The organism is Oceanobacter kriegii DSM 6294 (assembly GCF_000422845.1).
Taxonomy (GTDB): Bacteria; Pseudomonadota; Gammaproteobacteria; order Pseudomonadales; family Oceanobacteraceae; genus Oceanobacter; species Oceanobacter kriegii.
Genome location: NZ_AUGV01000018.1, coordinates 13,361 through 36,430 on the forward strand (window position 1 = coordinate 13,361; position 23,070 = coordinate 36,430).

Genomic DNA, 23,070 nt, shown 5'->3' on the forward strand with positions numbered 1-23,070 from the left:
GGCCAGCAGCTCCGTTTGTTATTTTTGTTTTCCGCAGCAGGCGCTGGCCTTACTGCATAAAGTCCGGCTGATTGGCTGGCGCCGCTTGCTGGAAAGCAGGCAACGTCATGCAATGTTCGTAAATGGCATTGATGCGCGAATAGGCCGACAGATCACAACCAAAGCGCTGGGCATTGGCGACCTGGGGAATCAAACAGACGTCCGCCAGTGTTGGCTCGTCACCAAAGCAGCAAACACCATGGCCGTGTTTTGCCAGCAGAGCTTCGGCAGCATCAAAGCCTTCCTTGATCCAGTGTTTGTACCAACCGGTTTTGTCGTCGTTGGACACATTCAGCGTGTTGGTCAGGTAGCCCAACACCTTGAGGTTGTTGACCGGGTGCATGTCGCAGGCAATCACACTGGCCAGCTCCAGCACGCGGGCTTTCGACAGGGCATCTTGCGGGATCAGACGTGGCTCAGAGTGGCGGTCATCCAGCCAGGTCAGAATCGCCAGCGACTGGGTGATCAGAGTGCCATCGTCTTCCACCAGAGTCGGTACGCCTTTGGCCGGATTGTGGATAACGTATTCCGGCTGACGCTGCTCCCCAACGCGAATATTGACGCCGTGGTAGTCATAACGAATGCCTTTCAGGGCCAGGGCAATCCGCACCCGAAACGAGGTCGAGCTGTTGAAGAAACTGTAAAGCTGCATTTGTTGTTATCTCCGTTGCAGTCCGGCAGCCGCTGATGGCTGTATTGGAAGTGGAGTCAGTATTGACCAGTGGAGATAAAACGAATAATGATATGTTTCGATAGAGCCATACCCTAAAGGATATACCTTGAGTTGGACCAAACAGCTGCGTTTCAAACATCTGGATTTGCTGATTGAGCTGGCTGAAAGCGGCAGTCTCAGTGATGCCGCCCGCGCCACACACTCCACCCAGCCGAGCCTGTCGAAGTGGCTGCGGGATCTGGAAGATGACATTGGCTCGCCCTTGTTCGAGCGTCACGCTCGTGGCCTGAAGCCAACGGCGCTGGGCAGTATGATGATTGCCCATGCTCGCCGGATGAAATCGGAAATCGACCGCACCCAGCAGGATCTCAACTCACTGATTCAGGGCGGCAGTCGCATTCTGTCGGTAGGCACTTCCCCGGCGGCGGCGCCCAACTATGTGCCTGGCACCATCATGCGATTCCTGCGCGAGCACCCCAATGCCCGCATCCATGTCGAAGAAGGCACCATGAACGCCATGCTGGAAAAGCTGGCGCTGGGCAAGCTCGATCTGGTGGTTGGCCGGATGGATAACTACCGCCCCAGCGAGCGGCTGCGCAGCACCATTTTGTATGACGAACGTCTGACTGTGGTCGCCCGCCCCAACCATCCCCTGACCCAGAAGATCGCCCTGCAATGGCGCGACCTGTATGAGTACGACTGGATTGTCTGGCCCGACGGCACCCCGATTCGCGCCAAGCTCGATCACGCCCTGACCGCCGCCGGCATGAAGCCTGCACCCATGCGGGTGGAATCGTCGTCACAGGTGGCCAACCTGTGGATGATTACCTACAGCAACATGCTGTCGATCAGCTCCGAGCGCGTCGCCCGCCACTTTTCCGAGCGCGGTCTGGTGGTGCAATTGCCGATGGAAATCGCCCACGCCGAGGGCAGTGTTGGTATGTGCTGGCGTGACAATCAGGAAGACGATGCGCTGTTACAGAGCTTGCTGGAGTGCTTCAAGCTGGAAGCCGAGAAAGTGACGTATCTGGACTGAGCCGTTTCGGTCTTTGAAACAGCCACAAAAAAACCGGACGCTGCATACACAGGGTCCGGTTTTTTATAAGGTCAGGCTCAGCCGATCAGGTGCACCAGCCAGAGCGTGATGCCCGGGAAGATGATCATCAGGATCACCCGCAGGATGTCGGAGATCAGGAATGGAATCACACCGCGGAAGGCGTCGGTCATCTTCAGTTCCTTGTCGAAGGACTTGATGATGAACACGTTCATGCCCACCGGAGGCGTAATCAAACCGACTTCCACCACCACCAGCGCAATGATGCCGAACCAGATGCCCAGATCGGTTGGTGACAGACCAAAATCCATGCCCATGATGATCGGGAAGTAGATTGGAATGGTCAGCAGAATCATTGCCAGCGAGTCCATGAAACAACCCAGAATCAGGTAGCTGATCAGCATGATGGTCAGCACCATGTATGGGGAGTAACCGGCGTTGCTGATCCACTCGGCACCCGCTGCTGGCAGCTGGGTCAGGGCCACAAACACACTGAACAGGTCAGCACCCAGCAGGATGAAGAAGATCATCGCAGTGGAAACCGCTGTTTTCAGGATGCTTTCCTTGAAGCCGTCCCAACGCATACCACCGTGGGTGAAGGCCAGAACCGCGGTCAGTACCACACCCACAGAAGCGGCTTCGCTTGGGGTAAAGATACCGGCGTAAATGCCGCCCAGTACCACCAGGAAGATCATGGTGATGTGCCATACATCCAGTGTGGAGCGGAATTTCTGTGCCCAGCTGGTTTTTTCACCGGCAGGGCCTGCTTCCGGCTTCATGCGCACAACCACTGCGATTGCCAGCAGGTAACCAAAGGCGGCCAGGAAGCCCGGCACAAAGGCCGCAATAAACATCTTGGCGATGTTCTGCTCGGTCAGTACCGAGAAAATAATCAGTACCATGGACGGTGGAATCAGGATACCCAGGGTACCACCTGCTGCCAGCGCACCGGCAGACAGACCGCCGTCGTAGTTGGCTTTCTTCATTTCCGGCAGCGCCACTTTACCCATGGTAGAAGCGGTGGCCAGAGAGGAACCACAAATCGCACCAAAGGCCGCACAGCCGGATACGGAGGCCATCGCCAAACCGCCACGCAGCTGACCGATCCAGGTGTTACAGGTTCGGAACAGTTCACTGGTAATACCGGCACGGGTTGCCAGTTCACCCATCAACAAAAACAGCGGTACCACCGACAGGTCGTAGGTGGAGTACTTGGCCACCGGTACGGTACCAAAGTAGTCCAGCACGGATTCATAACCCGCCAGCAGGGTATAACCCAGCGCGCCACAAGCCATCATGGCCAGCGCAATCGGAATACGGAAGGCCATCAGCACCAGCAGCAGTGCGATCATGCCAAAGGCCAGTTCTACGTTCTCAGTCATTCTTCACTTGCCCCCATAAAAAAGCTGATGAGGCGTTCCAGAGCGCGCAAGCCCACCAGGGTGCTTGCCAACACACCGGCTGCGTAAACAATCCACAGCGGCAGTTCCAGAATCATGCTCTGTTCCATGTAGTCGTAGGCGTCGTAACCGGCGATGGTCATTTGCCACGCCATCACACAGGACACTACGAAGAAACAGAACTCGCCAACGGTCTCCAGTACCTTCAGGGGCTTGGGAGCCAGGTTGTTGGTGAATACGTCCACCACCACGTGTCCGCAGGCACGGTGGCCTTCGGGCAGAAACAGAAAGATCGCAATCCCTAAGCCGGCTTCTACCAGCTCGTAGTCTCCACTAATCGCAGTTGAAAACAGGGCGCGACCGATAACGCTGACAACAGTCATGAAGGCTAGGGCCAACATGATGACACCGCCCACCAGCGCAAGCTGACGGGCGAGCCATGTCAGAATGGCGCGCACCTGTACCAGCCACGCAGGCTGGTTCAGGGCAATGTCATTCATGATTCACTTACTACCTTTTCGTACTTCTTGATCAGATCGTTGGCTTTCTTGTACAGACGAGTACCGTCGAGATCTTCGTCGTTCATGTCTTCAATCCAGTCGTCAGTTACCGGCTGCATGGCTTTCTTCCACTTGGCGGTTTCTTCCGGAGAGATGGTGTAGAACTTGTTGTTCTCGGCACGGGACACTTCGTAGCCTGGCAGTTCTGCCTGGTCGAATTCGTAACCCATGCGACGGGCTTCGTTGATACCAGAGTTGTTATCAATCACTTTCTGCAGGTCAGCAGGCAGCTTGTTGTAGGTTTTCTTGTTCATCACGAACATGAAGAACTGGGTGTACAGACCACGCTCGCCCTTCACTTCGGTGTGGTTAGGCGCCAGCTGGTGAATCTTCAGCGGGTTAACCACCTCGAAAGGCATCACGGCAACGTCAACAACACCTTTGGACAGTGCGCTTGGCAGCGTAGGTACCGGCATGAACACAGGGCTTGCACCCAGAGTGCTAAGGGCTTCTGCCATGGCTTTGTTTGGCGCACGCATTTTCAGGCCGTCGATGTCATCAGCGGTCTTGATCAGGGTGTCACGGGAGTGGAACGCACCCGGCGCGTGAGTGTGCAGGGCCAACAGATGAACGTCTTCCAGCTCGTCCTGCATTTCAGTCTCGGCGTATTCCTGCAGTGCCATGGAAGTGGCTTCTGCATTTACCGGCATGAATGGCAGTTCGAAAGCACCGGCTTTCGGGAAACGACCCGGGGTGTAACCACCAACGGTCCAGACGATATCAGCAACACCTTTACGAGCCTGGTCGAACAGCTGTGGTGGCTTGCCGCCCAGCTGCATGGCCGGGTAGATGTCGATTTTGATACGGCCGTCAGATTCTTTCATCACTTTCTCGGCCCACGGCACCATCAGCTTCTGATGGGTTGGCGACAGTGGCGTCAGGAAGTGATGCAGCTTCAGAGTGAATTCAGGTTCAGCGGCCTGGGTGGTGGCGGCAGTCAGGCTGCCCAATGTGATACCCAGTGCTACCAGCAGGTTCTTCAGTTTCATTGTTTTGCACCTTGTTATTTTTATGGGTCAGATATTGCCCCGGCCAATTTCGGCACTTACGGCAAAATCATACAACCTCTGGACTGTTATTTTATGCAACAGATTCTGGCTTTCCGTCAGGTTCCGGAAGGTCTACCCACATGAGTATTGAAAAAATACCCTGCCATCTGGCGGCACGCAGACCCATTGCGAAATCCTCACTTCAGGACTGCAAGCTAGCACCATGAAAGTACGGCTGGTAATTAAATAAGCAGGGATACCATTCGTTTTTTGCATAGTTGCATATTCAAAACGGCACCTTTGAGACTACAAAACGCATCGTTAATAAGCGGTTAAAATCGCTACAAGCCCCATTATCAAAGGGTTTAACCGGCTTTTAACGAAGCAAGCCAAGCTATAAGAACATTGACCGGGATCATTCCAAAGCGACATATCCGTAACGCTGGCCGATGAACAAATTTTCGGCCCTATAGCAAAAACCAATACCCCACTGGTGAAATTGGACTTTGCCCTGACAGCCACACAGACATAACATTCGAGACCATAAACATGCCGTCAGAGCATGTAGCCGGTACACCTCGATGTAACGCAACAGCACCCGCAAAGCCGTGGAAGGGCACGGTTTTTCAGGGACGATGTTGTTTTTGTACCAGTCAGTACGATGTTTGTACCAGAGACTTCAGCGCGATTTCTGGTAATAGTGAAGTAACCCTATAATCCCAACAAAATAATAACGAGGGATTCCATGCTGGGAAGCTATCTCCATCGGTCGGTTGATCTGGCCGTCAATCAGGGCAGTGACCACCAGGCCCTGCACAGCCCTTTACTGCAGCTGTTTGCCTGCAGGGATAAAGGCTTCTTCATAGACTGCGCCAGCGGCCAGAACAGCGACGCCCGTGTGCGCCAGAACCAGTGGCGCATTGGCGACCTGCAACTGGCACGCCTGCACTTTAACCGCAGCTGCCGGGTGGCCATTGAATGCCCCGACGGCATCAGCCTGCTGGTATGGCCGACCGATCCCTTCGAGAACCTGCTGGCGCAACCCCATTGGGTCAGCCATCAGCAAGCTCTTGAATTAGGCGCCAGCGCCAATCAGGACTGGCTCTGTGTGGCGGTCAACAACCAACGACTGGACATGACCGACAGCAGCCAGCTGAACCGGATCTTCCAGCAACAATGGCAACAGGGCCGCAACCAGCGACTGCAATTTCTGCTGCAATCCCTCTGCGCCGAACCGGACACGCCAATCAGTGCCAGCAACTCCGACTGCTACCAGCAGCTGTTCTACCACGCCCTGTGGCAGAGCCTGCAAAGCCACGACAGCACCAGTCCCGGCGTTGGCCACAGCCAGCACCCACGGGTGCAAAAAGTACGGGCATTGCTGTTACAGCACATCACCGAAGACATCGACGTCAACTGGCTGGCAGCACAATGCGATGTCAGCGTGAAGACCCTCTATAACCTGTTCAACAAGGAACTGGGCATCACCCCGTCGGTGTTTATTCGCTGCGTGAAACTGCAGGCCGCCCACGACGACATCTGCAACAACCCCAGTCAGAACATCACCCACATCGCCACCCGCTACGGTTTTACCAACCTGTCGCGCTTTGCCAGCTACTACCGTGAGCGCTTTGGCGAATCGCCATCGGATACCTTGCGCAGCAGCCGTAGCAAGAACGTCTGAAGTCGGGTGTCGGGTGTCGGGTGTCGGGCGTCGGGCGTCGGGCGTCGGGCGTCGGGCGTCCGACATAAAAAAATCCGGTGCTCATGACAACACCGGATTCTTTACAACACACAACGGAGAGTTTGTTGGGTCAGCCTTGCCGCCAATCAGCAAGGCCAACGCCGGGCCAGTACTCAGAACTTGTACATGGCCATGATTTCCAGCTGCTTGCCCTTTGGACGGATGTTCGGGAAGCTGGTTGGGTTGTTGAGGGTATCAACGTCCTGCTTACGGAATTCAACGCCGATATCCAGGCCTTTGGTGTAGGCGTAGGTCAGGTTGGCGTTCATCACGTTCATTTCGGAATCGGCCGCATCGTCAACGCTCACACGACCCATACGCACACCGGCTTTCAGGTCGTCGCTCAGACGGTAGCTCAGACCCGCCGCGAAGCCCATCTGGCTAACCAGATCGCCGTCTTCGGCGTCGGCGTTCTTGACCGGCGCGTACGCACCGTTCACACCAAAGCCGGAGAACACGCCGACACCCTTACCGGTGTATACGGAGCCGTGCAGGGTCAGATCGCCCATGCCCAACTTACCGGCGAACGACAGGCCGGCACCAAACTTGGAATCTTCATCACCGGTGTTGCTGCCATCACCAACGGCAACGTCACGACCGGTGGCCGCCACAGTGAAGCCGCTACCGCCGTCAAAACGCTGGGTGTAGGACGCCACCAGATCCGGGTAGCCAGCTTTGGCGTTTACCGGGTCCTGAATACTGATACGAACCGGGCCACTGGTGTAGTGCAGCACCAGATCCGGACGAATGGTGCCGCCGTTACCGCCCAGTGTGCCGAGGCCCAGACCCCAGAAGTTGAACTGTGGCGCATCCATCGGCGCCGTTGCGAAGAACACACCGCTCCAGGTCTGACCAACGGTCACGTTATCTACCTGCAGGTAGGCGTGACGCAGACGCCAGTTGTAAGTCGTACCCGAGTTGAACTGACCACCGTAGAAATCGCCTTCAATAAAGGTCTTGATCTTGTGACCTTCAATTTCACGCTGGGTAGCAAAATTGATACGGGATTGACGGGCAGTCGCGTTAAAGGAGTTGCTTGCATCCAGTGCGGCATCGGAGTCCGGACGGTTGAAAACACCTTCCACCTTAACGTAACCACCAATGCTGTATTTCACGCCGTTTACGTCGGCGATTTCACCGGCACCTGCAACGGATGCCATAACGGAGGCTGCAACAGCCAGAGCCAGGGAGTGCTTCTTCATGATTTAGCCTTTCTTTTATTTATTGTTGTGCCGGGCTGTTCGTTAGGACGCCAGCGCCGGAATAGTCAGCCAGTTCAGTTTGATTGAGCCCACCCCCAAAGGCTGTACATATACTGCAATCGGGGTACATATGTTGTAAAAACCGATTGTTTTAATTACCACCTATATAAGTTTTTGAGATAAATCACATTCCAAAAACAGATATAGAGCACACCTGAGCGTTTTGCTCACACGGCCCTGCAAGGTCAGTCAGCATCAGTGTTTGAAGGGAATTGGAAAGCAGAAAGAGGACAAGCCACAAACAGTGCATGGGGTTTTCAAAAGGCCTGAAAAGGTACCGAAACCACCACAAAGACATGTAAAAAAAGTGCCAGTCGTCGAATGATTTCTCCATTCAGAGCAGCGTTTATTCGGACGATGATGGAAAGGTAACAATAAAAATGTACCGCAGAGGCACTTATGAAAACGATAAAAACCCAGGTAGCCATCATCGGCTCAGGCCCATCCGGCCTGTTGCTTGGCCAACTGCTGCACAAGCAAGGCATCGACAACGTCATCATCGACCGCGTAGACCGTGACTACATTCTGGGTCGTATTCGCGCCGGTATTCTGGAACAAGGATTTGTCGATCTGGTACGTGAAGCCGGTGTGTCCGAGCGTATGGATGCCGAAGGCCACGTCCACGACGGCGTTGAACTGAGCATCAACAACCAGCGTCATCGCATCGACCTGAAAGAACTCACCGGTGGCAAAACCGTTATGTGTTACGGCCAGGTAGAAATCACCCGCGACCTGATGGACGCCCGTGAAGCCGCCGAGCTGCCGACCTACTACTACGCCGAATCGGTACAACCACACGACGTGAAGTCCGACAGCCCATACGTGACCTTCAACTATCAGGGTGAAGATATCCGTCTGGAGTGCGACTACATTGCCGGTTGTGACGGCTTCCACGGCGTTTCCCGCAAGACCATTCCGGAAGAACTGCGTACCGAGCACGAACGTGTTTACCCGTTCGGCTGGTTGGGCCTGATGGCCGACGTGCCACCGTGCAACGACGAACTGATCTACGCCATGTCGGATCGAGGTTTTGCTCTGGCCAGCCAGCGCTCGCTGACCCGTTCCCGCTATTACCTGCAGGTGCCGCTGACCGATAAGGTTGAAGACTGGTCCGACGAACGTTTCTGGGACGAGCTGAAAAAGCGCCTGCCAGAAGACGTTGCGGCCAACATGCAAACCGGCCCAAGCATCGAAAAGAGCATCGCGCCGCTGCGTTCCTTTGTGTGCGAGCCAATGCAATACGGCAACCTGTTCCTTGTGGGTGATGCCGCCCACATCGTGCCACCAACCGGTGCCAAGGGCCTGAACCTGGCAGCGTCCGACGTTGCTACGCTGTACAAGATCATGACCCGTGTTTACAAAAACGGCGACAAGGCTTGCACCGAGCAGTACTCCGAAATCGCCCTGCGTCGGGTCTGGAACGGTGAGCGTTTCTCCTGGTGGATGACCAACATGATGCACGACTTCGAAGGCGAAGTGTCCAGCACCGGCATGGACCCACTGATGCAGAAGCGCTTTATGCAGTCTGAGCTGAACTACTACCTGAACAGCGAGAACGGCCGCAAGGTGATCGCCGAGCAATACGTTGGCTTGCCATACGAAGAGCCGAAGTAAGTGTTAGCCACTTGAACGAAAAGCCCGCTGGCCGAAGGATCAGCGGGCTTTTTCATAGCCAATAACCGTAGGCTGGGCCCCGCCCAGCGAATTGTTGGGCGGGGCCCAACCTACGATTCGGTGCACCGCGCACCAACGAACTCAATGCAACGACATCCGGTTCTGCTTCGGTGCCAGAGTGCCCAGCTGGGCAATCAGCGCCTGCAACGCCGGTTTGTTGGTTTGAATCCGCCCCAGCAATTGCGGGCATTCTTGCGCCAAACGCGCAGCCATTTTCTGCACACACAGCCGAATGCCTTCGTGGTCACAGTCGTTATTCTGTGATGCCAGCAGGTTCACACAGCGATTGAGACGCACCAGCGCCATTTCACTGCGGCCTTCGGCCAGATAACTTTCCACCAGATTCAGCAGCGCCAAAACCACACTGGCCAACGCCGTCTCGTAAGACACCATCGGGTATTGGCCGGGGCAGTACAGCAGGTCGTAGCCGAAGTCGAGCGCTTGCACAAAGGACTGACTCGCCGCCTGTGGATCGCCCGCTGCCAGCGCTTGCTGACCCATTTCAATATGGTGCTGCCAATCCAGTGGTGGCTTTTCGCCATGGCGGGCCTGAATACCCGCCTGCCAGGTGTGGTTTGTGTCTCGCTGCGTCATACGACCTCCATCCGGTGTCGTGATGCCCAAACCAGAGCCGTGTTCACTCTGGTCAGGCAACGGCAAGTGTAGTCAGGGACGAATCAGATACCGCCATGAGTCAGTTTGGCAGGGTCCAGCAGGCGTTCCAGCTCTTCACGACCCAGATCGGTTTGCTCGTCGGCAACGTCGAGTACCGGGCGCTTCTCTTTATAGGCCTGCTTGGCGATTTCAGCCGCTTTCATGTAACCCACAATCGGGTTCAGTGCAGTCACCAGAATCGGGTTTTTCGCCAGCGCTTCCTGCAGTTTATCTTCATTCACCTTGAAGCTGGATACCGCTTTATCGGCCAACAAACGCGAGGTGTTCGCCGCCAGCTGAACGCTGTTCAGCAGGTTGGCAGAGATCACCGGCAGCATCACGTTCAGCTCGAAGTTACCGGACTGACCGCCAATGGTGATGGTGGCGTCGTTGCCAATGATCTGGGCAGCGGCCATGGCCGTGGCTTCCGGAATCACTGGATTCACCTTGCCCGGCATGATGGAGGAACCCGGCTGCAGGGCTTCCAGCTCGATTTCACCCAAACCGGCCAGCGGGCCGGAGTTCATCCAGCGCAGGTCGTTGGCAATTTTCATCAGAGCCACGGCGAGGGTTTTCAGGGCACCGGAGGTTTGCACCGCGGTGTCCTGGGAGCTGATCAGAGCGAACAGGTCAGGGCCTGGCTGGAACGGCAAGCCGGTCAGTTTGCTCAGTTCGTGGCTGAACAGTTCCGAGAATTCCGGGTGAGCGTTAATGCCGGTACCCACAGCGGTGCCACCCTGGGCCAGACGCAGCAGCTGGGTCAGCTGGTGATCGAGGTTCTTGCGGCAGCTGCGAATCTGTTCGGCCCAACCGCCCAGCGACTGGCTCATGCGCACAGGCATGGCGTCCATCAGGTGAGTACGGCCGGTTTTTACAAAGCCGTCGACTTCAGCAGCCTTGTCGCGGATGGCTTGCTGCAGGTGATCCAGCGCCGGAATCAGGGTATCGCTGATTTGCATCGCGGCACTGATGTGAATGCTGCTTGGAATAATATCGTTACTGCTCTGGCCGCAGTTAACGTGGTCGTTCGGGCTAACGTCCTGACCCAGTGAACGGGTAGCCAGCGTGGCGACCACTTCGTTGGCATTCATGTTGGAGCTGGTGCCGGAACCGGTCTGGAACACGTCTACCGGGAAGTGGTTCATCAGCTCGGCATCGCCCAACAGGGTATTCACGGCATCGACAATGGCATCACCAATGGGTTTTTCCAGCATGCCCAACTGCACGTTGGCTTTGGCAGCAGCAGCTTTGGCCAGCAACAGGGCGCGAATAAAAGCCTCTGGCATCGGCTGGCCACTGACCGGGAAGTTATCAATCGCACGCTGGGTTTGCGCCCCCCACAGTGCCGCTTCCGGTACTTGCAGTTCGCCCATGCTGTCTTTAACGGTACGGTAATTCATTGCCTGTCTCCTGTTGGTTGGCGCTGGCCGGATCGGATTGGCCGCTGACGCCGTGCTCTTTATGCTTGTTGGGTATGCCAGCTGTGCTCTCAGCTGTATTGGAGGAAATAGCCTGCCAGGGTGTTCATTTCCCACCGCAAGCGGTTAACCGCCTTGCGGTGGTGCGGCTTGCTGGCGACTGCCGACAGGCCGTTCAACGGATGATGAATATGATCCAGACACAGCTGTCGCCAGGTTTCCGGCACCAGCTCGTCGGTGATGGCGTCCATCAAGAGGTCGTATTCACGGCGGTACACCCGGCGTTTGATGCAGTTGCACACGCGCGGAAAGGTGATTTCTTCCAGCTCCAGCCAGCGCGTCAGAAAGCCCGGACTGTCCGGTTGTTCGCCGTAACGCACTGCGTGGCGCATGTCGATCAGCTCGAGAAAATTTTCCATCGCCTGCTGTTCCGCCATGGCGCTGCCCCTTCGGTGTCCGATAAGATTCATAACTGTAAGTTCGACTGCACCCAGCGCTATCGTTTGGCAACGCATTAAGGTCATTCGGGAACAGATGTTTTCCACAAAAAGAGTGTCCCAAACCGCGAGTCAAGCCTTGATTTATTAATGATAATGATTAGCATTTGGTGCAGAGTCAACCTGGTTTGTTCATCAGGTTTATAAAGTTTTGAAATGAAGAATTCAGAGGCACCGTTATGAGCAGCCCACGCACCGGTATTATTTTTGGTACCGACACCGGCAACACCGAAGACATCGCCAACCGTATTGCCGAACAGCTGAAAGAGCATGGCATTGACGCCGATTTGCACAACATCACCGACGTGGGTTCCGAAACATTCGGAGAGTACGAACTGTTGATCATGGGCATCCCGACCTGGGATTTCGGTGGCATCCAGGCTGACTGGGAAGATTTTGAAGACGCCCTGAAGGCGCTGGACCTGAACGGTCAGGTTGTGGCCCTGTACGGTCTGGGCGACCAGTTCGGTTACGGCGACTACTTCATCGACGCCGTGGGCTGGCTGCACGAGTGTCTGGCCGACACTGGCGCCAAGTTCGTTGGCTACTGGTCTACCGAAGGCTACGAGTTTGACGGCTCCCGCGCATCCATCGACGACGGCAAGCGTTTCTGCGGTCTGGCGGTTGACGAAGACCAGCAGTTTGAACTGAGCGACGACCGCGTAGAGCGTTGGGTCAAGCAGGTAGTGGCCGAATACGCCGAGAAGAAAGAAGCTGCCTGATCGGCGCTTCGAGCTTCACAAGCACAGGGTGGCCTTGCCATCCTGTGCTTGTCATCTTGTGACCGTCCTGGTCCCTTCCCCAGCACGTCTGACGACTACCAAACCTGCTGTTTGAACCAGACTTCCAGGTAATCAATCAACGCCCGCACCGCCGTCGACTGATGTTTGCGGGAGGCGTACAGCACATAGATTTTCAAATCGTCCAGCGTCCATTGCGGCAGCACCTGTTGCAACTCGCCCTGTTGAAGTAACTCCGACGCCAGATACGTTGGCTGCATCGCGATGCCCATGCCTTCCCGGGCGGCAGTCATCAAGGCGGTGACCTCGTTGGAGGTCAGCCGACACTCCACATCAATCGAACGTTCGCCCTCGTCCGGATGGTGCAAATGCCAGACATGCCGCCCTTTCTGGCGACTGAAGTTGCGATAGCCGACGCAATGGTGATGTTGCAAATCTTCCGGCTGTTGCGGTACCCCACAACGCTCCAGATAGGCCGGTGACGCCACCAGCACCGATTCACACAGGCCAATGGGCTTGCCGATCAGGGATGGGTCCGGCTGGGTAGCAAACCGCAGCGCCAGATCGATGCGCTCGGTCGTAAGGTCGGTCACATGATCTTGCAGCTCCAGCTCAACCCGTACCCGCGGGTACTGCGCCATAAAACCGTTCAAGGCCGGTACTAGTTGGGAAAAGCCGAACGACATGGTCGTTGCCAGCCGAATAGTACCCGCCGGTTGTTGCTCGGCCACCAGCATGCTTTCCAGCTGTTGGGCTTGCGCCAGCCAGCGTTCTACTTCGGGTAAACAGGCTTCCCCGGCGGTGGTCAGCGAAATCTTGCGGGTGGTACGGTGGAACAGACGCGCCTGCAGCCAGCTTTCCATCAGTTCCAGATGACGGCTCACCATCGGCCGCGACATCTTCAGCCGGTCTGCGGTGCGGGTAAAACTGCCTGAGCGCGATAAATCCACAAACACTCTGGCGGCCATGATGCGATCCATACGGAAACCTGTTCACAATCTGAAATAATGATGACGATTATTAGCTATTTTTCAGCACCCAATCAAACCCCACAATGCCCTCATTCCAACCTGCTTTCCGTTCATGAGGAGCCCATACCATGCCATCATCGAAGCTTTCCAATACCCTGTTGGCCAGCGCGGTCGCCGCAAGCCTGTCACTGCTGTCAGCCAGCACGCTGGCCGACCCACTGACCTTTGACGTTTACAACGCCGGTCCATCCAGCTTCCACGTGAACGCCACCCTGATCGTCGGCGAGTCCGAAGCCATACTGATCGACACCGGTTTCACCAAGGCCGACGGCTTGCGACTGGTTGCCAAGGTGCTCGACAGCGGCAAACCGCTGAATACCATTTTTATCAGTCAGGCCGACCCGGATTATTATTTTGGTGCAGAAGTGCTGAAGCAATACTTCCCCAACGCCCGGGTCATTACCACGCCAACCGTGCGCAAAGCGATCGAGAAAAAGATGGCTGCCAAAGTGGCCTACTGGGGACCGATTCTGGGCGACAACGCCCCCGGTCAACCACTGCTGCCAGACGCCTACAACGGTGACAGCCTGACGCTGGATGGCCACACCATTGAAATTCGCGGCACCGAAGGCGTACTGGCCAACCGCCCCTACCTGTGGGTCGCCGACAACAAGGCCTTGCTGGGGAATATTGCGGTGTTCAGTGGCTTGCACGTATGGACAGCCGACACCCAAAGCCAGGCCCAACTGGACGCCTGGAGCCAACAGCTGGATACCATGAAAGCGCTGCAACCCGAGCTGGTTGTGCCGGGTCATATGGCGGCCAATACCGAACTGACCGCCAGCGCCATTGATTACACCCAGAGCTATTTGGCCGACTTCCGCCAGGCCCTGAAGCATCACGACAACAGCGCCGACGTGAAAGCCGAAATGCAGCAGAAATACCCGAACGCCGGTTTGGGCATTGCACTGGAACTGGGCTCCAAAGTGCACACCGGCGAAATGAAGTGGTAAGACGAGTCGGTAACTTTATCACCGGCTTCCGGCTGGCTTCTGGTGTTATCCAAAGCCAGCAAAACCAATCCCAACCCCGCAGGGGTTATTAACAGGACCCGCACCATGACCGCAGACAACCGCGCCGCCGCAGAACAGCAAACCAGGCGTATTCATTACTTTTACGACCCGGTCTGCGGCTGGTGCTACGGTGCCACTGCCCTGATAGACAAGCTGCATCAACGTGCGCAGCAACAGGGCTGGCAACTGCTGCTACACCCCGGCGGTATGATTCCACGCCGGGCCATCGACAGCAGTTTTCGTCAGCACATACTGCATGCCGACCAGCGCATTGGCGCACTCACCGGCATGCCGTTTGGCCAGCCCTACCAGCAACGTGTCGCCAGCAACGATGCGCTGGTGCTCGACTCCATGCTGCCTACCCAGGCGATTCTGACCGCAAAAACACTGGGGCTGGACGACGTCCGCATGCTGAAAGCCATTCAGCAAGCGCACTATCAGCACGGGCTGGACATCAGCAAAGAAGAGACCCTGCAAGACATCGCATTGCAGCAAGCCCAAAGCGCAGCTATCTCACTCACGCCTACTCGCTGGCAAGCGGCACTGGCAAGCCATGATGGCCTGCTGCAACAGACCCTGCAAGACAGTCATCAATGGATGGGGCAATTGGGCGTACAAGGTTTTCCAACCCTGCTGCTGGAAACAGAACAAGGCTGGCAACGGTTGGATCACAGCCGTTACTACGGTGACCCGAAAGGTTGGCAGGAAGTGTTGACTACCCTGATCAAATAGACCAACACAGAGGATGGCTCAGTGTGACCGGGCCATTACCTCGATAAACCACTTGGGTTCCATGGCGTCAAAGTCAGTGCGGATGTTGGAGGGTAAATACGCCGCGGAATCCAGCACAAAAGGCTGTCCGGCCACTCGTTTGAACACTACCCAGTGCCAGAAGTCCTTACCGTCTTCCTGATGGTGCTTGATGGCCAGTAATGCCATATCCGGCAAACTGCCCCAGTCGGTGAAAGGTATTTCCGTTGGCGAGGTTTCGATGCTTTCGGTCGCCAGCATCTGACGTACATAACGGGTGTCTGACCACAACGACTGGTCATCGGCATGAATGCCCATGTCGTTGGCAATGTCCTTCATCTCCGGATAGGTTTTACCCAGAATATTGGCCACCGAAGCGATGCCGCAGCCCGTCGGCTCTTGCTGCTTTACGGGAGTGAACATGATCTGATCCTCGCTGCTGTGCGCTGTTTTGTCAGTCATAACGAATCCTTCGTTCTGATAACAGTCTTGCACATCCTGTCAGCCGCCGCACCCTTGTGGCCGCAACAGCACCGCAACTGGCGTATTCAGCTACCCCGCACCCATCGCAGGCAAGCCTGCTCCTACGACGCCAAAGCAATAAAACCGCAGCTCTGTAGGGTGCGCACTGCGCACCAGTCACTGCCCTAATCAAAGCCACAATCAAAGCCCCCCATCGCAGGCAAGCCTGCTCCTGCGACGCCAAATCGATAAAACAGCAGTCCCACAAACAACAAAGCCCGCACGAGGCGGGCTTGGTCAGGCTCTGTTACCAGAGCCGCAAGTCAGGGCAATCAGGCGTTGGCCATTTTGCCTGGTTTTTTCAGACGCTGGATGCGCATTTCGTTCTGCAAGCCCAGGTACAGGCTCAGACACATGGCCAACAAGATGACGGTGAACGGCAGGCCAGTCGAGATAGCACCCGCTTGCAGTGCGCTCAGAGCTGCCTTACCACCACCAATCAGCAGGGCAATCGCCACCAGACCTTCAGCAGACGCCCAGAACAGACGCTGTGGTACTGGAGATTCGATCTTGCCACCGGTGGTGATGGAGTCGATCACCAGCGAGCCAGAGTCGGACGAGGTAACGAAGAAGGTCAGTACCAGCACGATGGCGATGAAGGAGATGATGCCGGTCATTGGCAGGTGCTCGAACATCTGGAACATGCTCAGGGAAACACTGCTGATGCCGTTAGCCAGTTCGCCCACGCCAGTAGTCGCTTGCTCCAGTGCAGTACCACCGAAGACACCCATCCATACGATGGTGATCAGCGTCGGAATGATCAGCACAGCCGTCATGAATTCACGCACGGTACGGCCCTTGGATACACGGGCAATGAACATACCAACGAATGGTGACCAGGAGATCCACCAGGCCCAGTAGAACACAGTCCAGCCGTGGTAGAACTTGTCGTCTTCACGACCAATCCAGTTGGACAGCGGCACCACATCAGTGGCGTAGCTAACAACGGTAGTACCAATCCAGCCCAGAATTTCCAGGGTTGGGCCCAACAGGAATACAGCCACCAGCAGCAGTGCAGCAACGATCATGTTGAAGTTGGAAAGCAGCTTCACACCACCGTCCATACCACGTACCACAGAGAATGCAGCAACAGCGGTAACACAGATGATCAGGAAGATTTGAGTGGTAATGGTATCCGGCGTACCGAACAGGAAGTTCAGACCAGACACCGCTTGCTGGGCACCCAGACCCAAAGACGTTGCCAGACCAAACAGCGTGGCCAGTACCGCGATGATATCAATCACGTTACCCATCCAGCCCCATACGCGCTCGCCCAACAAAGGGTAAAAAGCGGAACGAACGGTCAGCGGCAGACCCTTGTTGTAACAGAAAAACGCCAGCGCCAGACCCATCACGCCATAGATGGCCCATGGGTGCAGACCCCAGTGGAACATGGTCGCGCCAATCGCAGCCTTGGCACCTTCCGGCGTATTGGCCGCTGCGTTCAGCGGCGTGCCCCACCAGTCGGTGAAGTAAGCAACCGGCTCAGCCACACTCCAGAACATCAGACCAATACCCATACCCGCTGCGAACAGCATGGCAATCCAGGATACGGTGGAAAATTCCGGTTTGGCATCGTCGCCGCCCAGACGAATCTTACCCACAGGCAGGAAGATCAGCGCCACACAGAAAATAACGAAGACGTTACCGCCAACCATAAACAGCCAGTCGAAGTTACTGATCGACCAGGATTTGGCCGCCCCCAGGTACTCGCCTGCGGCTTCCGGGAACAAAAGTGTTCCTACAATGAACGCGACGATAAGTGCCGCGCTGATAAAAAAGACGCCCTTGTGCAAGTCCATGCCCATGAACTCAAGGTTGTCTTGTCCAGCTTCAAAGTCACTCTGATATTGCTCTTCAAGAGCGCGAATATCGGCTTTATTCATGCTGATCCCCTATTGAATGTAATCGCTAACAGTCGTTTCAGACTGCCAACCCTCCCCATCCGTCTTGTTGTTGGCGCGGTTTCCTCCCCAGAAAACAGCGCTACTTATCCGCCGACCAAACGACCGGCGAAAGATGGATTTCACTACCATCACTTGCCCTTGGTGGTGCTGTCAAAGCAACCGGGTCGTGTTTGAACAAGCCTGTCGCGGATAGACTCTTACAAGTCGGATACGGGTAGATTGATAGATTATTATAATAACGATTTCAGAATTTATTTCGACCTCTAAACTTATACTTTTTTGACAGGCTTCTGATATTTTCATGCAGAGCAGGAATGTGAAAGATTCAGAAAGAGGGAAAAATGCGGTGAAAGATGCACAAAGAGTGGCAAGAATGCTTAATAAATGGCCAAAAAAGCAGCCAAAATATTCAACAAACTTATTGATACATATTTGATTTTGATTGCCAAACAACCAAACAGGACAGAAAAACCCATCGATTAATTAGACATAGATGGATTATTTCTGAACAGAAAAAGAAAGGCTCCGGCGAGCCACTATTCAGCGCGAGAAGTTCTAAGCCGAATTACAGGCACCAGTCCGGCTCCATCGCGGGACATTGCCTGAACACCCGCAAGGTGCAATTTTGACAGCGCTCGGGCGTCACCTTTGGAACCAGAGCCGCAAGTGCGTCGGCACTGGTATCGAACACCCGCTGGGGGCCCAGCTGTTGAACCAGCCGTGCGGTATCCGGTTCCTGCAACAACAGGTTCTTGAGCCAACACAGTGTCAGCTCGACGCCCTGTTGTTTTGATAGCGGTTGTTTTGGTAACTGTTGCAGCCGTCGCTGTTCCTGCAGCAGCATCTCCGCCCCGGCCAGATCAATGTGATGCACGCCCGTGCAATTGAGGATCAGAAACCGCACCTGCGGGTGCTGTTCGCAAAAGTGCTGAATCGATTGCTGAATGTGATCGGCAGAGCCAAAAAACACCGCGCCGTCGATTCTCAGAATGCGAACCTCCGGGCACACCGGCAGCTGCAAACGCTCCACGTTGCGACATTCCGGCTCGGTTTTGGGCGCCATCGGCGCCACTTCCACTACATTCGGTCGTGCTGTTTTATCCAGAAACAACAACAGCGACACCACCACCCCAAGCAATACAGCAAACTCCAGCCGAATCGTCAGGGTGGCCACCAGCGTCACCACAAACACCACCCACTCGCGTCGGTCCGAATGGGCGAAGTGCGCCAGCTGCCTGAAGTCGAACAGGTTCCAGGCAATCAACAGAATACCGCCCGCCATGGCAGGCAAGGGAATCCACTCGGTAACGTCAGGCAGCAGCAACAGAATGACCAACAGGAACAGCGCCGAGCTGACCACCGCCAGTGGCGAGCGAGCGCCCGAGTCGTAATTCAGACCACTGCGGGTAAACGAGCCCGAACCGGCAAAACTGGAGAACAGGCTGCCGACCAGATTGGCCAGCCCCTGCCCAACAAACTCCTGATTGGCGTCGATGCGCTGGCCTGAACGAATCGCAATCGAACGGGCAATGGCAGCGGCTTCCACCAGCCCCAGCAGCGCCACAGTCAACGCCCCCGGTAACAGCATGGCAATCAGCTCAAGGGAAATCTCCGGCACATGAAACAGCGGCCAACTGCTGGGGATTTCGCCCACCATGGCAACGCCCTTGTGTTGGCCATCCAGCAACCAGCACAAGCCAGCGCCCACCAACATACCCACCAGCATGGCGGGGACTCGTTTGGACAGCTGTTTCACCAGCAAGGTCGTCGCCAGCGTCACCAGCGCAATCAGTACAGACAGCCCATGGCTGGACGACAGCGAAGCCAATAACTGCTGCCACTGAACCAGCAGCGAACCGCCGTCCAGATGCTCCAGACCTAACGCATGTCCAAGCTGACTGGTGGCAATCAATACCGCCGCCCCGGAGGTGAAGCCGACCACCACGGTGTGGGAGATATACGCCACCAGATTCCCGGCCCGCGCCAGCCCCAACACCAGCTGAATCACGCCAGTCAGCAGCGTCAGCAACAGTGCCAATTCAATAAAGCGTTGCGAACCGGGTTCAGCCAGTGGTGCCAGCACGCTGAACAGCATAATGGCCAACGCCGCCGCCGGGCCGGTGACCAGATGACGGGAAGAACCAAACAATCCGGCAATGGCTGCCACCACCATGGCACCGTACAAACCGTATTCTGCCGGCATACCGGCGATCAGGGCGTAGGCAACCCCTTGCGGTAACACCATCACGGCACCGGTGATCCCGGCAATCAGATCGGATCGAACATCATCCCGGCTAAGCGACCGGCCCCACGCCAGAAACGGCAGCAAGCGGTCAAACCGGTGGAGGTTCGCAGAAGATGGCATGCAGGAGCTCACAAATGAGTGAAATGTATTATTCAGAATAGTCAAACACACGGCCCCGTCGCGTAAACAGCGGGGCCGTGTGACAACATCAGGCGGCAGACCGGGAGAGCATACCACCTGAATCCTGCGAGTCAGGCCGTGGCCGGATCAGAGTTCCAGATACTGGTACACCGCGCCTTTGCCTTCCTTGCCTTTCACTGTGGTCACGCCTTCAAGCCAGGCGTCCATCACCTGCGGATTGGCTTGCAGATACTTGCGCGCAGCATCGGCCGGTTTCATGCCATCGTCCATGATGTAGCCCATCACGGTGTTTTCCATGGTCAGGCTGAATTCCAGGTTGTCCAGCAGCTTGCCGACATTTTTGCACTGGTTGCTGTAGCCATCGCGGGTCAGGGTATGAATAGTGGCACCGCCATAGTTAGGGCCAAAGTACTTGTCGCCACCGGACAGGTATTTCATTTTAAAGGTGGTGTTCATCGGGTGTGGCTCCCACCCCAGGAACACAATGTACTTGTCGCGGCGCACCATGCGTTTGACCTGCGCCACCACGCCCTGCTCGCCGGATTCCACCACGGTCCAGTCGCCCAGGCCGAAGTCGTTGCTGTCGACCATGTTTTGCAGCAGCTGGTTGGCCGGTGCGCCCGGCTCAATGCCATAAATGTTGCTGTCGAACTCATCGGCAAATTTGGCCAGATCGGCAAAATCCTTCACACCAGCGTTGTAGGCGTATTCTGGCACCGCCAGCGTAAACTTGGCCCCTTCCAGGTTGGTACGTACTTGCTCGACGTTGCCTTCGGTGACGTATTTGTCGATGAACTTCTGCTGGGCTGGCATCCAGTTGCCCAGGAAAATATCGATCTCGCCGTTGTTCAGCGCCTCAAAACCAATCGGAACGGCCAGGGTTGTGATCTTGGTTTTGTATCCCAATCCTTGCAGCACCTCGGCGGTTAACGCGTTGGTGGAGTTAATGTCGGTCCAGCCCGGGTCGGTAAAGCGCACGGTCTGACAGCTGGCTGGAACCTCTGCCATGGCACTGGCGGCGCCCGTCAGCATCAGCGCGGTCAGCGCGGTCAGCGCGGTCAGCGCGGTCAGCGCGGTCAGCGCGGTCAGCGCCAGTGATTTGCCGGTCTTGATCATGATGTTGCTACTCCTCGGTTGGTTTTTCTTTTTTCAGCTTGAGCCATCGTTTCGATCGACTCAAGCTGGCAGTTCATATATCTATTTAATCAACGACGGGAAAACGGGCGCGACGCTCAAGGTCATCCAGATCGATGTTGTTACGCATATACATGGTGCTGGCGTCGAAGATCGGCTGGTGATCCCACTTTACCTCTTTGCCCTGCTGATGGGCGGCGGTCACAACCCGGCGGCGCTTCTGGTTGATGATGACGTCGCGGGTAATGGCCTCTACATCCCAGCGTTCGGCGGCTTCGGCACGGAAGGCGGCCACCCTGTCGGCACATTCCGGCAGCTCGGCCAAATTGTGTTGCTCGGACGGATCGTCCTTGAGGTTGAACAGCTGTTCTGGGTCATCGCCACAACACACGTATTTGAAATCCCCACGGCGAATCATAAACATCGGCGACGTCACACCCTCGCCCATGTATTCACCAATCACCTCGTCGTGGGCGTTGGCGTTATCGCCACGCAAATGCGGGTTGAGGCTGCGGCCATCCAGCGGCATGGCGTAATCGGTGTCGTCGTGGCCGGTGGCCCATTCAACGAAGGTGGGCAGCAAGTCCATGGTCGAAATCGACTGACGGATGCGACCCGCGCCAAAGTCAAAACCCTGCAAACCTTCTGGCGCGGCAATGATCATCGGCACCCGGGCAGACCACTCGAAGTAGCTCATTTTGTACCAGAGGCCACGTTCGCCCAGCATGTCGCCATGATCACCGGAGAACACCACGATGGTGTTTTTATCCAGACCGGTGTTTTTCAGGGTTTGTAGCAGTGCGCCAATCTGGTCATCGACGTAGCTGCAATTGCCGTAGTAAGCGTGGCGGGCATCGCGGATTTTCTGGTCCGCAATCTGGCTGCGGTCTTTCTGGTACACATGCAGCAGGCGTTTGGAATGCGGGTCTTGCTGGTCGTCGTCAATCTCGAACGACGGCATATCAATCTCGTCGTTGGAATAACGGTCCCAGTATTCCTGCAAGCAGGCGTATGGGTCGTGCGGATGCGTCATCGACACCGTCAGACAAAACGGCCGCTCGTCGGAACCGCGTACGTAATCATTCAGATAGCGTTGGGCCTGAAACACGACTTCATCGTCGAAATCGAGCTGGTTGGTCCGTACCGCCACTCCGGCCTGAGTGACCGACGACATGTTGTGGTAGTAGCTCGGACGCTCTTCGAAATTTTCCCAGTCCACCACCCAGCCGTAATCCGCCGGGTAAATATCCGTGGTCAGTCGTTCTTCATAACCGTGCAGCTGATCCGGGCCGCAAAAGTGCATCTTGCCGGACAGCGCGGTTTTATAGCCTTCGCGGCGCAGGTAATGAGCGAAGGTTGGAATATCGGCGGGGAAGTTGGCGGCGTTGTCGTACGCGCCAATCTTGCTGGGCAGCTGCCCGCTCATCAGCACAAAGCGGCTGGGAGCACACAGCGGGCTGTTGCAATAAGCGGAATCAAATACCTGGCCACGCTCGGCCAGAGCATCCAGATGCGGGGTTTTGGCGACCTTGCCGCCGTACATTTTCAGCACTGGCGCGGCCATCTGGTCGGCCATGATGAACAGGATATTCGGTTGTTGCTGGGTCATACGTGCTCCGCTGG

At 56.0% G+C, this 23,070-nt stretch carries 20 protein-coding genes; 6 read left to right on the forward strand and 14 right to left on the reverse strand.

The window, feature by feature from the left end; all coding sequences use genetic code 11:
- Positions 1-49: 49 nt before the first annotated feature.
- On the reverse strand, positions 50-691 hold the full coding sequence (maiA, locus tag G516_RS0110250) for a maleylacetoacetate isomerase (RefSeq protein WP_028293575.1): 642 nt from the start codon (positions 689-691) through the stop codon (positions 50-52).
- A 127-nt stretch (positions 692-818) separates the two neighbouring features.
- On the opposite strand from maiA, the gene G516_RS0110255 reads away from it, so the two are divergent.
- Positions 819-1,748: a LysR substrate-binding domain-containing protein gene (locus tag G516_RS0110255; protein WP_028293576.1), complete on the forward strand. Its 930-nt coding sequence runs from the start codon at positions 819-821 to the stop codon at positions 1,746-1,748.
- A gap of 77 nt (positions 1,749-1,825) precedes the next feature.
- Here the strand turns inward: G516_RS0110255 and G516_RS0110260 are convergent, their stop codons facing one another.
- Genes G516_RS0110260 through G516_RS0110270 form a run of 3 tightly spaced genes read right to left on the reverse strand, consistent with a single transcriptional unit; the run spans position 1,826 to position 4,715 of the window.
- A complete protein-coding gene (locus G516_RS0110260; protein WP_028293577.1) occupies positions 1,826-3,148 on the reverse strand; it encodes a TRAP transporter large permease in 1,323 nt (440 codons plus the stop codon).
- Positions 3,145-3,666 carry a TRAP transporter small permease gene (locus G516_RS0110265; protein WP_051219232.1) on the reverse strand — a complete coding sequence of 174 codons (522 nt, stop codon included), beginning with the start codon at positions 3,664-3,666 and terminating at the stop codon, positions 3,145-3,147. The genes G516_RS0110260 and G516_RS0110265 overlap by 4 nt, the downstream gene beginning before the upstream one ends.
- On the reverse strand, positions 3,663-4,715 hold the full coding sequence (locus G516_RS0110270) for a TRAP transporter substrate-binding protein (RefSeq protein WP_028293579.1): 1,053 nt from the start codon (positions 4,713-4,715) through the stop codon (positions 3,663-3,665). The genes G516_RS0110265 and G516_RS0110270 overlap by 4 nt, the downstream gene beginning before the upstream one ends.
- A gap of 745 nt (positions 4,716-5,460) precedes the next feature.
- Between G516_RS0110270 and G516_RS23920 the strand changes: the two genes are divergently transcribed.
- A complete protein-coding gene (locus tag G516_RS23920) occupies positions 5,461-6,399 on the forward strand; it encodes a helix-turn-helix domain-containing protein (protein WP_028293580.1) in 939 nt (312 codons plus the stop codon).
- 173 nt (positions 6,400-6,572) lie between these two features.
- On the opposite strand, the gene G516_RS0110280 is transcribed toward G516_RS23920, so the two are convergent.
- The gene (locus G516_RS0110280) at positions 6,573-7,661 is read right to left on the reverse strand and encodes a hypothetical protein (RefSeq protein ID WP_028293581.1); all 1,089 of its coding nucleotides are present in this window, start codon (positions 7,659-7,661) and stop codon (positions 6,573-6,575) included.
- A 468-nt stretch (positions 7,662-8,129) separates the two neighbouring features.
- Between G516_RS0110280 and pobA the strand changes: the two genes are divergently transcribed.
- Complete coding sequence (pobA, locus tag G516_RS0110285; RefSeq protein WP_211225097.1) at positions 8,130-9,335, forward strand: 4-hydroxybenzoate 3-monooxygenase; 1,206 nt, start codon at positions 8,130-8,132, stop codon at positions 9,333-9,335.
- 141 nt (positions 9,336-9,476) lie between these two features.
- Here pobA and G516_RS0110290 read toward each other — a convergent pair whose 3' ends face one another.
- From G516_RS0110290 to G516_RS0110300, 3 genes are all read right to left on the reverse strand, one after another.
- Positions 9,477-9,989, reverse strand: coding sequence for a hypothetical protein (locus tag G516_RS0110290; RefSeq protein ID WP_028293583.1), 513 nt, complete (start codon positions 9,987-9,989; stop codon positions 9,477-9,479).
- 83 nt (positions 9,990-10,072) lie between these two features.
- Positions 10,073-11,449 (reverse strand): class II fumarate hydratase, encoded by a 1,377-nt coding sequence (locus tag G516_RS0110295; RefSeq protein ID WP_028293584.1) that lies wholly within the window; start codon positions 11,447-11,449, stop codon positions 10,073-10,075.
- Between the two features lie 89 nt (positions 11,450-11,538).
- A complete protein-coding gene (locus tag G516_RS0110300) occupies positions 11,539-11,904 on the reverse strand; it encodes a hypothetical protein (protein ID WP_028293585.1) in 366 nt (121 codons plus the stop codon).
- Between the two features lie 239 nt (positions 11,905-12,143).
- On the opposite strand from G516_RS0110300, the gene G516_RS0110305 reads away from it, so the two are divergent.
- Positions 12,144-12,686 carry a flavodoxin gene (locus G516_RS0110305; protein ID WP_028293586.1) on the forward strand — a complete coding sequence of 181 codons (543 nt, stop codon included), beginning with the start codon at positions 12,144-12,146 and terminating at the stop codon, positions 12,684-12,686.
- Positions 12,687-12,781: 95 nt separating this feature from the next.
- On the opposite strand, the gene G516_RS0110310 is transcribed toward G516_RS0110305, so the two are convergent.
- Positions 12,782-13,684 carry a LysR family transcriptional regulator gene (locus G516_RS0110310; protein ID WP_028293587.1) on the reverse strand — a complete coding sequence of 301 codons (903 nt, stop codon included), beginning with the start codon at positions 13,682-13,684 and terminating at the stop codon, positions 12,782-12,784.
- Between the two features lie 119 nt (positions 13,685-13,803).
- Between G516_RS0110310 and G516_RS0110315 the strand changes: the two genes are divergently transcribed.
- Together G516_RS0110315 and G516_RS0110320 are read left to right on the forward strand one after the other, a co-directional pair.
- Positions 13,804-14,688 (forward strand): MBL fold metallo-hydrolase, encoded by an 885-nt coding sequence (locus tag G516_RS0110315; protein ID WP_051219234.1) that lies wholly within the window; start codon positions 13,804-13,806, stop codon positions 14,686-14,688.
- A gap of 105 nt (positions 14,689-14,793) precedes the next feature.
- The gene (locus G516_RS0110320) at positions 14,794-15,480 is read left to right on the forward strand and encodes a DsbA family protein (protein WP_051219236.1); all 687 of its coding nucleotides are present in this window, start codon (positions 14,794-14,796) and stop codon (positions 15,478-15,480) included.
- Between the two features lie 18 nt (positions 15,481-15,498).
- On the opposite strand, the gene G516_RS0110325 is transcribed toward G516_RS0110320, so the two are convergent.
- The 5 genes from G516_RS0110325 to betC form a co-directional block, all read right to left on the reverse strand.
- On the reverse strand, positions 15,499-15,921 hold the full coding sequence (locus G516_RS0110325; protein ID WP_028293590.1) for a hypothetical protein: 423 nt from the start codon (positions 15,919-15,921) through the stop codon (positions 15,499-15,501).
- A 371-nt stretch (positions 15,922-16,292) separates the two neighbouring features.
- A complete protein-coding gene (locus tag G516_RS21980; RefSeq protein WP_036535793.1) occupies positions 16,293-17,906 on the reverse strand; it encodes a BCCT family transporter in 1,614 nt (537 codons plus the stop codon).
- 586 nt (positions 17,907-18,492) lie between these two features.
- Complete coding sequence (locus G516_RS0110335) at positions 18,493-20,292, reverse strand: SulP family inorganic anion transporter (protein ID WP_036535798.1); 1,800 nt, start codon at positions 20,290-20,292, stop codon at positions 18,493-18,495.
- Between the two features lie 147 nt (positions 20,293-20,439).
- A complete protein-coding gene (locus G516_RS0110340; protein ID WP_245582653.1) occupies positions 20,440-21,345 on the reverse strand; it encodes a choline ABC transporter substrate-binding protein in 906 nt (301 codons plus the stop codon).
- Positions 21,346-21,514: 169 nt separating this feature from the next.
- The gene (gene betC, locus G516_RS0110345) at positions 21,515-23,056 is read right to left on the reverse strand and encodes a choline-sulfatase (RefSeq protein WP_028293593.1); all 1,542 of its coding nucleotides are present in this window, start codon (positions 23,054-23,056) and stop codon (positions 21,515-21,517) included.
- Positions 23,057-23,070: the final 14 nt, after the last annotated feature.

Bases quoted from the DNA above. Each gene is read 5' to 3' on its own strand.
- G516_RS0110340 (WP_245582653.1), bottom strand. From the start codon at position 21,345: ATGCTGACGGGCGCCGCCAGTGCCATGGCAGAGGTTCCAGCCAGCTGT.
- G516_RS0110280 (WP_028293581.1), bottom strand. From the start codon at position 7,661: ATGAAGAAGCACTCCCTGGCTCTGGCTGTTGCAGCCTCCGTTATGGCA.
- G516_RS0110320 (WP_051219236.1), top strand. From the start codon at position 14,794: ATGACCGCAGACAACCGCGCCGCCGCAGAACAGCAAACCAGGCGTATT.
- betC (WP_028293593.1), bottom strand. From the start codon at position 23,056: ATGACCCAGCAACAACCGAATATCCTGTTCATCATGGCCGACCAGATG.
- G516_RS0110325 (WP_028293590.1), bottom strand. From the start codon at position 15,921: ATGTTCACTCCCGTAAAGCAGCAAGAGCCGACGGGCTGCGGCATCGCT.
- G516_RS0110305 (WP_028293586.1), top strand. From the start codon at position 12,144: ATGAGCAGCCCACGCACCGGTATTATTTTTGGTACCGACACCGGCAAC.
- G516_RS0110335 (WP_036535798.1), bottom strand. From the start codon at position 20,292: ATGCCATCTTCTGCGAACCTCCACCGGTTTGACCGCTTGCTGCCGTTT.
- G516_RS0110310 (WP_028293587.1), bottom strand. From the start codon at position 13,684: ATGGATCGCATCATGGCCGCCAGAGTGTTTGTGGATTTATCGCGCTCA.
- G516_RS0110315 (WP_051219234.1), top strand. From the start codon at position 13,804: ATGCCATCATCGAAGCTTTCCAATACCCTGTTGGCCAGCGCGGTCGCC.
- G516_RS23920 (WP_028293580.1), top strand. From the start codon at position 5,461: ATGCTGGGAAGCTATCTCCATCGGTCGGTTGATCTGGCCGTCAATCAG.
- maiA (WP_028293575.1), bottom strand. From the start codon at position 691: ATGCAGCTTTACAGTTTCTTCAACAGCTCGACCTCGTTTCGGGTGCGG.
- G516_RS0110295 (WP_028293584.1), bottom strand. From the start codon at position 11,449: ATGAATTACCGTACCGTTAAAGACAGCATGGGCGAACTGCAAGTACCG.
- G516_RS0110265 (WP_051219232.1), bottom strand. From the start codon at position 3,666: ATGAATGACATTGCCCTGAACCAGCCTGCGTGGCTGGTACAGGTGCGC.
- G516_RS0110260 (WP_028293577.1), bottom strand. From the start codon at position 3,148: ATGACTGAGAACGTAGAACTGGCCTTTGGCATGATCGCACTGCTGCTG.
- G516_RS21980 (WP_036535793.1), bottom strand. From the start codon at position 17,906: ATGAATAAAGCCGATATTCGCGCTCTTGAAGAGCAATATCAGAGTGAC.
- G516_RS0110300 (WP_028293585.1), bottom strand. From the start codon at position 11,904: ATGGCGGAACAGCAGGCGATGGAAAATTTTCTCGAGCTGATCGACATG.
- G516_RS0110290 (WP_028293583.1), bottom strand. From the start codon at position 9,989: ATGACGCAGCGAGACACAAACCACACCTGGCAGGCGGGTATTCAGGCC.
- G516_RS0110270 (WP_028293579.1), bottom strand. From the start codon at position 4,715: ATGAAACTGAAGAACCTGCTGGTAGCACTGGGTATCACATTGGGCAGC.